The organism is Porphyrobacter sp. ULC335 (assembly GCF_025917005.1).
Lineage (GTDB): Bacteria > Pseudomonadota > Alphaproteobacteria > Sphingomonadales > Sphingomonadaceae > Erythrobacter.
The window spans coordinates 566,790-579,503 of record NZ_CP078091.1 but is presented as its reverse complement, the minus strand read 5'-3'; the positions used below and the strand labels follow the sequence as shown (position 1 = coordinate 579,503).

Below are 12,714 nucleotides of genomic sequence, written 5' to 3'. Positions count from 1 at the left end.
CTGATGAGCGAGACCCCGACGATCTTTGCGCTATCGAGCGGCGCGCCGCCTGCTGGCGTCGGGGTGATCCGGGTGTCCGGCCCGCGTGCCGGTGCGGCCTTGGAGGCGCTCGCGGGCAGGGTGCCGCCCGCGCGGCGGGCCTCGCTGGCCAAGCTGCGCGATACGGCAGGCGCATTGCTGGACGAGGCGCTGGTGCTGTGGTTCCCCGGCCCGAACACGGCGACAGGCGAAGATCTCGCTGAATTCCACTGCCACGGCGGCCGTGCGGTGATTGCGGCGGTGGAGGGTGCGCTGGGGGCACTTGCGGGTCTGCGCCGCGCCGAACCGGGTGAATTCACCCGCCGCGCCTTCGCCAACGGCCGGATCGATCTGGCCGAGGCCGAAGGGCTGGCCGATCTGCTCTCCGCTGAAACCGAGCTGGCGCGCGCCGCCGCCCTGGCGAATTTGGGCGGCGCATTGTCCCGTCAGGTCGAGGGCTGGCGTGAACAGGTTCTCGGGTTGTCCGCCGAAGTGGAGGGTGTGCTCGATTTTTCCGACGAGGAAGACTCCGCCGATTTGCCCGAATGTTTCACGTGGAACATTTCTGCGCTGGCGGGCGAGATTAGGGAATGGCTGGCCCGGCCGCGCTCCGAGAGGTTGGGCGAGGGATACCGCGTCGTCCTCGCCGGGCCGCCAAACGCTGGTAAATCAACACTTTTCAACGCCCTGATCGAGAGCGAGGCCGCCATCACCTCGCCGATTGCCGGAACCACCCGCGATGTGATCGAACGCAGTGTTGCGATCGGCGGGGTGCCTTTCACCTTCGTCGACACCGCCGGGTTAAGGGCAGTCGAGGGTGGGGCAGAGGCCGACCAGATCGAAGCCATCGGCATCGCCCGCGCCGAGGCCGAGTTGGTTCGGGCTGATCTGGTGCTGTGGCTGGGGCCGGAAGGCGAAGGGCCGCAAGGCGCATGGGAAATTGCCGCGCAGGCCGACCGTGCGGGGTTTGTACCCAAAGCGGGCGCGCGCTTCACGCTCTCTGCGGCCACGGGTGAGGGAACGGCAGCGCTCAAGAATGCATTGGCGCAGACGGCCCGCGATGGGCTCCCCAAGCCGGGCGAGGCATCGCTGAATGCGCGCCAGCATACGCGACTATCCGAGGCGGGCGAGGCGCTGGAAGCGGCGCTGCGACTGTCTGATCCTCTGCTCGTCGCCGAGGAGTTGCGGCGTGCTCGGTTGGCATTCGATCGGTTGATCGGGCGCGCAACGACCGAAGACATGCTCGACACGCTGTTCGGACGGTTCTGCATCGGCAAGTGATGGCGGCCGCAAAATGTTTCACGTGAAACATTTTGGCCCGTGAATCCGCTTTGACTGTCTGCCCCCGGCGGCCTATTTGCCCGCCCATGCACCAGTTTGATGTCATCATCATCGGCGGCGGTCACGCCGGGGTCGAAGCCGCCCGCGCTTCGGCGCGGATGGGTGCGCGCACGGCGCTGGTCAGTTTCGACCTTTCCGCCATCGGAGCGATGAGCTGCAATCCCGCGATTGGTGGTCTGGGCAAGGGTCATCTGGTGCGCGAGGTCGATGCGCTCGACGGTGTGATCGGGCGCGCGGCAGATGCGGGCGCGATCCACTACCGGATGCTCAACCGCTCCAAGGGCAGCGCTGTATGGGGTCCGCGGGTCCAGGCTGACCGGGTGCGGTTCAAGGCGGCGGTGCAGGCGATTGTCCGCGCGCAGGCGAACCTTGCGCTTGTTCAGGGCGAGGCTGCGGCGCTGGTGATGCAGGGCGGGGCGGTCGCAGGTCTCGAGCTCGCCGATGGCACCATCCTCGATGCCCCCCGCGTTGTGCTGTGTACTGGCACCTTCCTTGGCGGCGTGCTGTTCCGCGGCGACGAGCGCTTCGAGGGCGGTCGCATCGGCGAGAATGCTGCCAAGCGGCTCGCGCAGCAGCTTCGTTCGGCGGATTTGCCGATGGCGCGCCTCAAGACCGGCACCCCGCCGCGTCTTGACGGGCGGACAATCAATTGGGCGGTGTTGGAGGAGCAAGCTTCCGATGGCGAGGCGTGGACCATGTCCCCGCTCACCCCGCGCCGTATCAATCCGCAGGTGTTCTGCGCGATCACCCGCACGACGCAGGCGGGGCATGACGCGATCCGCGCGAATCTCCACCGCTCCCCGCTGTTCTCCGGTGCGATTGCGGCGGCAGGGCCGCGCTATTGCCCGTCGATCGAGGATAAGATCCACCGCTTCGGCGACCGCGAGGGGCACCAAGTGTTCCTCGAACCCGAGGGGCTGGATAGCCACGTCGTCTATCCCAACGGTATCAGCACCTCGCTTCCCGTCGATGTGCAGGAAACCGTGGTTCGCACCATGCCGGGCTGCGAGCGGGTCGCCATCGTGCAGCCGGGTTACGCCGTGGAGTACGACCACATTGATCCGCGCGCTCTGACGCCCGACTTGCAGGTGCGCGCCATCCCCGGACTTTACTGCGCGGGCCAGATCAACGGCACCACGGGTTACGAGGAAGCCGCCGCTCAAGGTCTTGTTGCCGGGATGGAGGCGGCGGCGGCCTCGCTCGGCAAGGCTGCGCCCCGGCTTGACCGGGCGAACAGCTATATCGCTGTCATGGTCGATGATCTTACGCTTCAGGGCGTGTCGGAGCCCTACCGTATGCTCACGGCCCGCGCCGAATATCGCCTGCGCCTGCGCGCCAACAATGCCGCAACCCGCCTGACAGGGCTGGGCATCGAGGCAGGCTGCATCGGCGAAGAGCGCCGCCTGTGGTGGGAACGGCGCGAGGCGATGCGCGAAATGTTTCACGTGAAACATTCCGAGAAGGTCCACGCCCGCGAACTCGCCGATCTCGGCCTGCCCGTTCGGCGCGATCATGGCGAGAAGTCGCTCGCGGAATGGCTGCGCTTCGACGGTGTCTCGCCCGAGGCGCTGACCCCCTGGCTGGGCGAAGTGACCGCGCTTGATCCGCTGCTGGCCGAGGAAATGGCCGAGGATGCCGCCTATGCGCCCTATCTGGCGCGGCAGGATGCCGAACTGCGCGATCTGCGTGCCAGTGAGGCGCTGTCGCTGCCTTCGGACTTCCCCTATGGCGAGGTGCCCGGTCTCTCCAACGAAATGGTCGAGCGGCTCAGCAAGGCTGCGCCGGGCACGCTGGCGGCAGCAGGGCGGGTGCCGGGCGTCACGCCCGCCGCGCTCTCGGCCCTGCTGGTGCATGCCCGCCGGCGCATGACTGACGGGCAGCGCGCGGCATGATTACCAACGAAACCGAAGCCCGCGCCTATGTCGCCGGGTTGACCGATGCTGAGGGCATGGCCCGGCTTGAGGCCTTTGCCGCACTGGTGCTTGAAGAGAACCAGCTGCAGAACCTGATCGCCAAAGCGACCGAACCGCACCTGTGGCAGCGCCATATCGCGGACTCCGCGCAGCTCCTCGAAAATGTTTCACGTGAAACATTGGGGCCCAATGCGGGTGGCCCGTGGCTCGATCTGGGAAGCGGCCCGGGCTTTCCCGGATTGGTGATTGCCGCGCTTTGTCCGAATATGCCGGTGGTCCTTGTTGAATCCCGCGCGCGGCGTGTGGAGTTCCTCAATCGCGCCATTACCGCGCTTGGCCTGAGCAAATGCCGGGTCGAGGGGCAGCGTCTGGAGCGGGTTACGCCCTTTGCGGCCCGCGCCATTTCGGCACGTGCTTTTGCTCCGCTTCCCAAACTCCTCAGCTTGTCCGCACCCTTCTACACAAGGCAGACCGCCTACGTGTTGCCGAAGGGGCGTTCCGCCGCGCAAGAGTTGGAGACGCTCAAGCCTTCGAGTCGGGCAATGTTTCACGTGAAACATTCCTTGACCGATCCCGAGGCCGGGATCATCGTGAAGGCCTGACACGCGAAACACGCGCAGGTTCACTTGAATCCGCGCGGGAAGGACGGAACAACGCCATGCTGACCCCTCCATGTTCGTAATCGCGATCGCCAATCAGAAGGGCGGGGTGGGTAAAACCACCACCGCGATCAACATTGCCACGGCAATGGCAGCGACCGGATGGCGCACGCTGCTGATCGACCTCGATCCGCAAGGCAATGCCTCGACCGGGCTGGGCGTCTATGCCGCCGCGCGCGAGGTCTCGAGCTATGATCTTCTGGTGGACGAGGTTCCGCTGGATACGGCGATCGTGCCGACCACCATTCCGCGCCTCGACATCATCCCTGCCACGGTCGACCTGTCGGGCGCCGAGGTGGAGCTCGTCGCGGTCGAAGGTCGTACCCACCGGCTCGACAAGGCGCTGGCCAACCACACGGGCCACGACATCTGCTTTATCGACTGCCCGCCGTCGCTGGGCCTGCTCACGCTTAACGCGCTGTGTGCTGCCGATACGCTGCTGGTCCCGCTGCAGTGCGAGTTCTTCGCGCTGGAAGGGCTCAGCCAGCTGCTCCAGACGGTCGATCAGGTGCAGCAGCGGTTCAACCCGGATCTCGGCATCATTGGCATTGCGCTGACCATGTATGACCGGCGCAACCGGCTGACCGATCAGGTCTCCGATGATGTGCGCGATTGCCTTGGCAAGCTTGTGTTCGAAACGGTGATCCCCCGCAACGTCCGCCTCTCCGAAGCGCCGAGCCACGGGCTCCCGGCGCTCATCTATGACCAGCACTGCACCGGTAGCCGCGCCTATATGTCCCTGGCGCGCGAATTGATCGGGCGATTTCCCGCAGAAAGACAAGCCGCATGAGCAAGCAACCTGAACCCGTCAGCCTCGTTGCAGCGGCCCGATCCGCCGTGGATCGGCCGCGCCGGCTGGGCAAGGGGCTCGGCGCGCTGATGGGCGAGACCCGGCGCGAGGAACCTTTGGTGCGCCGCGATGATGCGACGGACGAGACGCAGCAGGTGGCGGGAAGCTCGCCGCTGCGGATGCTGGCGCTGGCCGCGATCAAGCCGCTCCCCGGCAACCCGCGCAAATATTTCGACGAAGCGGCGCTGGACGAGCTGGCTGCGTCGATCGCGACGCGCGGGGTGATCCAACCGATCATCGTCCGCCCGCACCCCAATGGTGAGGGTTATCAGTTGGTTGCGGGCGAACGCCGTTGGCGCGCAGCCCAGAAGGCGCGGCTGCACGAGATTCCCGCGCTGGTCCGCGATCTGTCCGAGCGCGAAGTGATGGCGCTGGCGCTGATCGAGAATCTTCAGCGCGAAGACCTCAACCCGGTCGAGGAAGCGCGCGCCTATCACCGCCTCTCGGAAGTCGAGGGGATGATCCAGGTCGATATCGCCAAGATGGTGGAGAAATCGCGCAGCCACGTCGCCAACATGATGCGGCTGGTGACGCTGCCCGATCCGGTGCTGGACCTAATTCAGGAAGGCAAGCTGACGATGGGCCACGCCCGCGCGCTGATCGGGCGCGAGGATGCACTGGAAATCGCCCAGATCGCCGCGGCCGAAGGGCTTTCGGTGCGCGATGTGGAAACGCTCACCCGCAAGCCGGCTAAGCGCGATGCTGCGCCCGCGCCCGCACCTTTCCAACCCACTGAAAATGCAGATATTGTTGCCGTTCAGCAGCACCTTGAGGAATTCCTCGGCCTCAGCGTCAGGATCAAGCCGGAGATCGATCCGCGCAAGGGTACGGTGACGATCCGCTACACCACGCTCGATCAGCTTGACCTGCTGTGCCAGCGCCTGACCGGCGGCGAGTTTTAGGCGCGGACCAACCCTCTACCAGACAAGCAAAAGCCCCGCAGGTCGCCTGACTCTGCGGGGCTTCCTGTTTGTCCCTTAGGGGACGGTCAGAGCTTACCGATCGGATTTGATCATCTTGGGCGAGGGGCGCGGCGCGGGGGCCGGGATCACGCGCGCTGCGCCGGGGACGGTATAGGTTTCGAAACGCTCGGTCTCGCGCACCACCACCTGCTGCTGCACCTCGGTGCGCACCGGCACCATCACCATCTGCGGCGGCGGGGCATAGGTGTAACCGTAGCTCGCCGGGTAGCCATAGCCATAGGCCTGCGCCGGATAGGCGATCTCGCGGCTGGCGATGCGCGCGCCGGGGGTGCCGTAATGCGACAGGTAGCTGTCGAGCGCGGCTGCGCAATCGTAGCGGTCCTCGTCATCGTCGCCATCGAAGATGCTGCCGAGCAATCCACCGATCAACCCGCCGCCGCCCACGCCGAGCACGGTGCCCAGCACGCGGTCACCGGCACCGGCGATTTCATATCCGGCAAAGCCGCCTGCGATTGCGCCCAAAAGGCCGCCGATGATCAGGCCGGTGTCATCCCGGTCCTGCCCGCGCGTGCGGCGCTGGCATTCGTCGATCCATTGCTGGCGCTCGAACACCATCGGGGTGGGCGCATAGGCCACTGGCGCGGCATAGGCGTGGCTGTAGCCCTGGGGCGGCGCGGCGGGAGTTGCGGGCAAGGGCCGCGGCGTATCAATGCGGCGGGTGCGAGTGATCGTCTCGACCCCGTTGACCGTGGTCACCGTCTCGCCCGCCTGCGCCGTTACCGGGCCGCTGCGCATGTCGGCAGGCAAAGTGCGCAATTCCGCCTCGCTCATCGGGGTGAGCGGCGGCAGATCGGTGTAGTTCTGGGCCTGCGCCGCGGCCGGAAGGGCAAGTGCGAACGCGGCAACCGCAACAGCGGGCGAAAGGGCGGGCAAAGTCTTGGACATGGGCAAATCCCCCTGAATCAGCCGGGCGCGGCTGATGGTTAACAAAAGCCTACCACCGGAACCACCGTCCGCCCAAGGATGCCGTCGCCTCTGTCCCGTTTCGGGAAGGTCGCGGGTGTGGGCCGCCTTCAGATGCGTGCCGAAAGCATTGCGGCCAGCGCCTCGATCCCCGCCGCGTCAGCCTCGGCAAAGCGGGCGGGGGAGGGGCTGTCGAGATCGATCACCGCCACAACCACCCCATCGCGCAGCACCGGGACGACCAGTTCGGACTGGCTCGCGGCGTCGCAGGCGATATGCCCGGGGAAAGCGTGGACATCGGCAACAAGTTGCGTGGCGCGACTTTGCGCCGCCGTGCCGCACACGCCTGTGCCGAAGGGGATGCGGATGCAGGCCGGGCGGCCCACGAACGGGCCGAGCACCAGCTCGTCAACCGCACCATTCTTCGCCGCGCCGACGCGGTAGAAGCCCGCCCAGTTCAGATCTGGCAGGAATTCCCACAAAAGCGCCGCAACATTGGCCATGTTGGCGACCGAATCGGGTTCGTCCGCAGTCAGCGCATCGGTAGCGGCCAGCAGCTCGCGATAGAGCTCTTCCGGCGCGAGCGGCGTGGCGGGTTTGAAATCATACATGGCGTAACGGCCTTTCGTCGCTTCCCGCCCACGGTTCTAGGTTGCCGCAAGCGCAGCCGGGGCTTATCCCACCGCACATGGCCATTTTCCGCAAAATCGCAATCGCTCTCGTCACCCTGATCGTGGTGGCGGGCATCGCTCTTTATTTCCTCAGCCGCGGCGATACCGCCGATCTGCCGGTCGACGAGGTCGCCGGCACCGATCCGGTGCTGCAGGAGGGCGATCCGCAGAACTTCCCGACCGTCCAGATCGCCGAGCCGGTGGGCTGGAAGGCGGGCGAGGCGCCGACCCCGGCCGAGGGGCTGGAGGTGGTGCGCTTTGCCGAGGGGCTTGACCATCCGCGCACGCTGTTCGCGCTCCCCAATGGCGATGTACTGGTCTCGCTGACCCGCGCGCCGGAGAAGAAGAACCGCGACACCGGGGTGATGGCGACGATTCGTGGCTGGGTCGAAGGTATCCTGTTCGCCAAGGCAGGGGCGGGCGGTAAATCGCCCAACCAGATCGTGCTGTTGCGCGATACCGACGGCAACGGAAGCGCCGAAACGAAGCAGGTGATCCTGACCGAAGGGCTCGATTCGCCCTCGGGCCTCGCGTGGAAGGACGGCACGCTGTACGTGGCCAACCACAATGCGGTGCTCGCCTTCCCCTATGAACTGGGCGGCGAGAAGGTGATCGGAGCGCCGCGCAAGCTGATGGACCTGCCGGCGGGCGGCGGGCACTGGATGCGCAACCTCGAACTCTCGCCCGATGGGGAGCGGCTGTATGTCGCTGTCGGCTCGGTCAGCAATATCGGCGAGCAGGGCATGAAGGTCGAAGAAGGCCGGGCGATGATCTGGGAATATGATCTCGCCAAGCGTCGCCAGCGCCAGTTCGGCGCGGGTCTGCGCAATCCCAATGGCATGGATTTCAGCCCCTGGTCGGGCGAGCTGTGGACCACCGTGAACGAGCGCGACATGCTCGGATCGGACCTCGTGCCCGATTACCTCACCAATGTGCCGGTCGGCGCGCAGTATGGCTGGCCGTGGGTCTACTACAAGACCAACCGTGACCGCCGGGTCGACGCGCCGATGCCGCGCTTCCTGATGGAATATGTCCGCAAGCCCGAATTCGCGCTCGGCCCGCACGTCGCGGCGCTGGGGCTGGTGTTCTCGAAGGAAGGTGACCGGATGGGCAGCGGCTTTGCGGGCGGGGCCTTCATCGCGCGGCACGGGTCGTGGAACCGCAAGCCGCCCTCGGGCTATGACGTGGTGTTCGTGGACTTCGATGATCGCGGCAATCCGGTGGGCAAGCCCAAGCCGGTGCTGACCGGCTTCCTCACCGGCGAGGGCACGACGCGCGGTCGTCCGACCTGGGTCGAATGGGCGGGTGACGGGTCGCTGCTGGTGTCGGACGATACGGCCGGGATCATCTGGCGGGTGCGTTCACCCTCGGCCACGCCTGCGACTGCGATTGCGCGCCTGCAAGGCGAGTCGCTCCCCCCGCGCCAGCTGACCGACCCGCGCGCCGATTTCGAAGCGGATTACCTGCGCAAGCAGGCGGGGCAGAAGGTCAATTAGAGCCTGACCCCCGCCCGTCCGGCGAGTTCGGTGGCGAATTGCAGTGCGGTGCGGCCTGACCGGTTGCCGCGCTGGATGGCGAAGGCCATCGCCTCCTCGGGATCGAAGCTGAGGCCGAGCGGCGCTGTGTAAGCCGCGATAATTGCGAGGTAGGTGTCCTTGTCCGCCGGGTGGAACCCCAGCGTCAGCCCGAAGCGGTCGGCAAGCGCCAGCGCATCGTCCCGCTCGTCGCGTTCGTGGATGGCGGCGGAGGTATCCTCCCGCTCGACAATCGCGCGGCGGTTGGCGGTCACGGCGAGGCGGATGTGCGCCGGACGCGGCGCAACACCGCCGTCGAGCAGGCTTCTGAGCGCCAGCATCTCCGCCCGCCCGTCCGCGCCGAAGCCGAGATCGTCGATGAACAGCAGAAAGGCGCGCGGTTGCTGCGCCAATTGCGCGATCAGTGCGGGGAAGTGAGGCAGGGATTCCGGGGCGAGCTGCACCAGCGCCAGAAACTCCGGCCGCTCCGCCTGCACATCGGCCACCACCGCGCGCACCAGCGCCGATTTGCCCATGCCGCGCGCGCCCCACAGCAGTACATCATGCGCCGCCGCGCCCGCAGCAAGCCGCGCGCAATTGTTGCGCAGCGCGACTTTCTGGGCGTCAATCCCGTGGAGCGCGTCGAGCGGCAGTGCATTCAGCACCGGCACAGCGCGCGCGGCCTCGCCCTCCCAGATATAGGCAGGATGGGCGAGCCAATCGGTCGGCGGAGGCGGCGGAGGCGCAAGCCGCTCTAGCGCGGCGGCAATCCGTTCGAGCGCCTCGTCCGTCACCTCAGCCAACCAGGGCTTCGGCGGGCAGGGCGTAAAGCAGTTCTGCCCCCGCGACCGCTCCGGCCTTAAGGCCAGCGGCCTCCGGCACGATCCGGTCGAGGAAGAAGCGCACCGTCACCGGCTTGATCGCCGCGAGTTCCGGCGCAGCGCCTGCCGCAACCGCCTCGGCCTGCTTCATCAGCTGCCACCCGGCGACCGTGACGGCGGCCATGGTGCAGAAGGGGACGCTCCCGGCCAGGCGATCGTCGAGGCTTGCCTCGTCACGCATCCAGCGCGCTACGTTGGCGCAATCGCGCGCGAGTGCGGACAGGGCGAATTCCTCGGCGGCTTCAACGGCAATCGTATCGAGCAGCGTCACCAGCGCTTCCCCGCCATCAAGGCCAAGCTTGCGGGTCACAAGGTCGGCGGCCTGGATCCCGTTGGTGCCTTCATAGATCGGCGCGATCCGCGAATCCCGCCAGTGCTGCGCCGCGCCGGTTTCCTCGACAAAGCCCATCCCGCCGTGGATCTGGATGCCGAGGCCCGCCACCTCCACGCCGATATCCGTGCCCCACGCCTTGAGCATCGGGACAATCAGCTCCGACCGGTTCTTCGCCGCTTCATCGCCCAGATTGCCGCGATCGACCTGCCCGGCGCAGTAATAGAGCAGCGCGCGGCTCCCCTCGGTCAGCGCCTTCATGCGCAGGATCATGCGGCGCACGTCGGGATGCTCGATGATCGCCACCGGGGTCTTGTCAGGCGAACCGGCGCGGGCGGATTGCACCCGGTCGCGCGCATAGGCGAGCGCCTGCTGCGTCGCCCGCTCGCCGATCTGCACGCCCTGATTGCCGACATTGATGCGCGCATTGTTCATCATCGTGAACATCGCGGCGAGGCCCTTGTTCGGCTGGCCGACCAACTCGCCGATGCATTCGCCATTGTCGCCATAGCTCATCACGCAGGTGGGCGAGGCGTTGATGCCGAGCTTGTGTTCGAGGCTGACGCAGCGAAGGTCATTATGCGGGCCGAGGCTGCCGTCCTCGTTCACATGATATTTCGGCACAACGAACAGCGAGATGCCGCGCGATCCCTCGGGCGCGCCCGGCAGGCGGGCGAGGACGAGGTGGATGATGTTCGCGGCCAGATCATGCTCGCCCCAGGTGATGTAGATCTTCTGGCCGGTGATCAGATACTTGCCTGCGTGGGGGCCGTTGACGATTGGCTCCGCGACCGAACGCAGTGCGCCGACATCGCTCCCTGCGGCGGGCTCGGTGAGGTTCATCGTGCCCGACCATTCGCCGCTGACCAGTTTGGGAAGATACTTCGCCTGCTGGTCGTTCGACCCGTGATGTTCCAGCGCCTCGATCGCGCCGACAGAGAGCATCGGCAGCAGCGTGAAGGCCATATTCGCCGCGCCGAGGTTTTCGAGCACGTTGCAGGCCAGCGTGAAGGGCAGGCCTTGCCCGCCGTGAGCGATGGGCGAGGCAATCGCATTCCAGCCCTGCTCGACATAGGCGCGATAGGCAGCGTCGAACCCGTCGGGCAGGCGCACCACGCCGTTTTCGAGCTTTGCACCTTCAAGATCGCCCTTGCGGTTCAATGGCGCGAATTCCCCGGCGGCGAACTGGCCAACGCCGGCAACGATGGCTTCGACGAGATCGGGTTCGGCATGGGCGAAGCGCTCGGTCTGGGCGAGTTCGTCGATCCCGGCATTGACGCGGATGGCGAGCAACTGGTCGGCGGTCGGCGGGGTAAAGGGGGTCACTTGGGGGCGTCCTTCAGGTGGGAAAACGCCTGCACACTTGGCAGGGCGGGGGTTTGAATATAGCGCCGGGGCATGAGCGGCAAGGACGTTACGGAAGTGGTGCTGGCAGACGCCGCGGGGATCGCGCGGGCGGCGCGTTGCCTCGAATCGGGTGGGCTTGTCGCGGTGCCGACCGAAACGGTCTACGGCCTCGCCGCGCGGGCGGACAGCGCCGAGGCGGTGGCGAAGATCTATGCCGCGAAGGGCCGCCCGGATTTCAACCCGCTGATCGTGCATGTCACCGGGGTTGAGCAGGCGGCGCGTTATGGCGTGTTCTCGCCCGAGGCCCGCGCGTTGGCGGAGGCGCATTGGCCCGGGCCGCTGACACTGGTTGTGCCGCGCCGTGCCGATAGCGGTCTTGCTGACGCGGTCACCGCGGGCCTTGCGACCATTGCCCTGCGTGCGCCCGCCCATCCGGCGATGCGGGCGTTGCTGGAGCAACTCGACTTTCCGCTCGCCGCGCCCTCGGCCAACCGCAGTGGCTTTATCAGCCCGACCACGCCCGGACACGTGCTCGCCTCGCTCGACGGGCGGATCGATCTTGTGCTCGACGGTGGGCCGACCAGGGCGGGGGTGGAGTCGACGATTGTTGCTGTGCGCGCCGATGGCCGCGTCGAGGAATTGCGCCCCGGCCCGCTTTCGATCGGGGTGCGCGGAAGCGGAGCGCATATCGAGGCACCGGGACAGCTCGCCAGCCACTATGCGCCGGGCAAGCCGGTGCGGCTGAATGCCGAAGCTGCCGAGGCTGGCGAATTCCTGATCGGCTTTGGGAAGATCGCGGGTGACTGCACGCTGTCAGCCAGCGGAGACGTCACCGAAGCGGCGGCGCGCCTTTACGCCTGCCTGCACGAAGCTGCGCTTGCCTCTCAGCCCCGCATTGCGGTCGCACTGGTGCCGGAGGGTGGCGTGGGCCGCGCGATCAATGACCGGTTGCGGCGGGCGGCGGCTTAATCCCCGTCTGGCTCCACCGGCACACCCGGCATAATCGCCTTCATCTCGGCCCGGATCGCCTGAGCCTTGTCGCAGGCTTCGTCATTGCCGTCGGCGCAGCGTTCCATCTGCTTGTCGTAATCGCGCTCAAGCTTGCCGAGCCGTTCCTCGCGCTTGCGGATGTCGCGTCCGCGCTTCTCGTCTGCTTCGGACTGGCTGGTGGTGGCGACATCCACGCCCTTGCTCACCGCGCGTACCGGCAGGGTGACCACATCCACGGCTGCGCGCGCAAGGCAGCCCTGCAAGGCGAGGGCCGCTACAGAGAGAGCCAGGAGACGAATTGCGTGCATCACGC

The 12,714-nt window shown here is 66.8% G+C and carries 12 protein-coding genes; 7 read left to right on the top strand and 5 right to left on the bottom strand.

Annotation, left to right across the window (positions count from 1 at the left end):
- The first annotated feature begins 3 nt into the window (after positions 1 to 3).
- The 5 genes from mnmE (at position 4) to KVF90_RS02725 (ending at position 5,683) form a co-directional block, all read left to right on the top strand.
- On the top strand, positions 4 to 1,299 hold the full coding sequence (mnmE, locus tag KVF90_RS02745) for a tRNA uridine-5-carboxymethylaminomethyl(34) synthesis GTPase MnmE (protein ID WP_264393317.1): 1,296 nt from the start codon (positions 4 to 6) through the stop codon (positions 1,297 to 1,299).
- A gap of 86 nt (positions 1,300 to 1,385) precedes the next feature.
- Positions 1,386 to 3,251 (top strand): tRNA uridine-5-carboxymethylaminomethyl(34) synthesis enzyme MnmG, encoded by a 1,866-nt coding sequence (gene mnmG / locus KVF90_RS02740; protein ID WP_264393316.1) that lies wholly within the window; start codon positions 1,386 to 1,388, stop codon positions 3,249 to 3,251.
- Complete coding sequence (gene rsmG / locus KVF90_RS02735) at positions 3,248 to 3,874, top strand: 16S rRNA (guanine(527)-N(7))-methyltransferase RsmG (RefSeq protein WP_264393315.1); 627 nt, start codon at positions 3,248 to 3,250, stop codon at positions 3,872 to 3,874. The genes mnmG and rsmG overlap by 4 nt, the downstream gene beginning before the upstream one ends.
- A gap of 70 nt (positions 3,875 to 3,944) precedes the next feature.
- Positions 3,945 to 4,721, top strand: a complete 777-nt coding sequence (locus tag KVF90_RS02730) for a ParA family protein (protein ID WP_264393314.1) — start codon at positions 3,945 to 3,947, stop codon at positions 4,719 to 4,721.
- Positions 4,718 to 5,683: a ParB/RepB/Spo0J family partition protein gene (locus KVF90_RS02725; RefSeq protein ID WP_264393313.1), complete on the top strand. Its 966-nt coding sequence runs from the start codon at positions 4,718 to 4,720 to the stop codon at positions 5,681 to 5,683. The genes KVF90_RS02730 and KVF90_RS02725 overlap by 4 nt, the downstream gene beginning before the upstream one ends.
- A gap of 93 nt (positions 5,684 to 5,776) precedes the next feature.
- On the opposite strand, the gene KVF90_RS02720 is transcribed toward KVF90_RS02725, so the two are convergent.
- Positions 5,777 to 6,649, bottom strand: a complete 873-nt coding sequence (locus KVF90_RS02720; protein ID WP_264393312.1) for a hypothetical protein — start codon at positions 6,647 to 6,649, stop codon at positions 5,777 to 5,779.
- A 128-nt stretch (positions 6,650 to 6,777) separates the two neighbouring features.
- Positions 6,778 to 7,278: a GAF domain-containing protein gene (locus KVF90_RS02715; protein WP_264393311.1), complete on the bottom strand. Its 501-nt coding sequence runs from the start codon at positions 7,276 to 7,278 to the stop codon at positions 6,778 to 6,780.
- A gap of 77 nt (positions 7,279 to 7,355) precedes the next feature.
- Between KVF90_RS02715 and KVF90_RS02710 the strand changes: the two genes are divergently transcribed.
- Positions 7,356 to 8,834 (top strand): PQQ-dependent sugar dehydrogenase, encoded by a 1,479-nt coding sequence (locus tag KVF90_RS02710; protein WP_264393310.1) that lies wholly within the window; start codon positions 7,356 to 7,358, stop codon positions 8,832 to 8,834.
- Here KVF90_RS02710 and KVF90_RS02705 read toward each other — a convergent pair.
- Together KVF90_RS02705 and KVF90_RS02700 are read right to left on the bottom strand one after the other, a co-directional pair.
- Entirely contained in the window at positions 8,831 to 9,646 is an 816-nt protein-coding gene (locus KVF90_RS02705; RefSeq protein WP_264394636.1) for an ATP-binding protein, read from the bottom strand. The genes KVF90_RS02710 and KVF90_RS02705 overlap by 4 nt on opposite strands.
- Before the next feature lies 1 nt (position 9,647).
- Positions 9,648 to 11,390, bottom strand: a complete 1,743-nt coding sequence (locus tag KVF90_RS02700) for an acyl-CoA dehydrogenase (protein ID WP_264393309.1) — start codon at positions 11,388 to 11,390, stop codon at positions 9,648 to 9,650.
- A gap of 72 nt (positions 11,391 to 11,462) precedes the next feature.
- Between KVF90_RS02700 and KVF90_RS02695 the strand changes: the two genes are divergently transcribed.
- Complete coding sequence (locus KVF90_RS02695; protein WP_264393308.1) at positions 11,463 to 12,380, top strand: L-threonylcarbamoyladenylate synthase; 918 nt, start codon at positions 11,463 to 11,465, stop codon at positions 12,378 to 12,380.
- Here the strand turns inward: KVF90_RS02695 and KVF90_RS02690 are convergent.
- On the bottom strand, positions 12,377 to 12,709 hold the full coding sequence (locus tag KVF90_RS02690; RefSeq protein ID WP_264393307.1) for a hypothetical protein: 333 nt from the start codon (positions 12,707 to 12,709) through the stop codon (positions 12,377 to 12,379). The two genes, KVF90_RS02695 and KVF90_RS02690, sit on opposite strands and share 4 nt — an antisense overlap.
- Positions 12,710 to 12,714: the final 5 nt, after the last annotated feature.

Coding starts and splice junctions, on each gene's coding strand:
- mnmE (WP_264393317.1), top strand. CDS start 4: ATGAGCGAGACCCCGACGATCTTTGCGCTATCGAGCGGCGCGCCGCCT.
- mnmG (WP_264393316.1), top strand. CDS start 1,386: ATGCACCAGTTTGATGTCATCATCATCGGCGGCGGTCACGCCGGGGTC.
- rsmG (WP_264393315.1), top strand. CDS start 3,248: ATGATTACCAACGAAACCGAAGCCCGCGCCTATGTCGCCGGGTTGACC.
- KVF90_RS02730 (WP_264393314.1), top strand. CDS start 3,945: ATGTTCGTAATCGCGATCGCCAATCAGAAGGGCGGGGTGGGTAAAACC.
- KVF90_RS02725 (WP_264393313.1), top strand. CDS start 4,718: ATGAGCAAGCAACCTGAACCCGTCAGCCTCGTTGCAGCGGCCCGATCC.
- KVF90_RS02720 (WP_264393312.1), bottom strand. CDS start 6,649: ATGTCCAAGACTTTGCCCGCCCTTTCGCCCGCTGTTGCGGTTGCCGCG.
- KVF90_RS02715 (WP_264393311.1), bottom strand. CDS start 7,278: ATGTATGATTTCAAACCCGCCACGCCGCTCGCGCCGGAAGAGCTCTAT.
- KVF90_RS02710 (WP_264393310.1), top strand. CDS start 7,356: ATGGCCATTTTCCGCAAAATCGCAATCGCTCTCGTCACCCTGATCGTG.
- KVF90_RS02695 (WP_264393308.1), top strand. CDS start 11,463: ATGAGCGGCAAGGACGTTACGGAAGTGGTGCTGGCAGACGCCGCGGGG.
- KVF90_RS02690 (WP_264393307.1), bottom strand. CDS start 12,709: ATGCACGCAATTCGTCTCCTGGCTCTCTCTGTAGCGGCCCTCGCCTTG.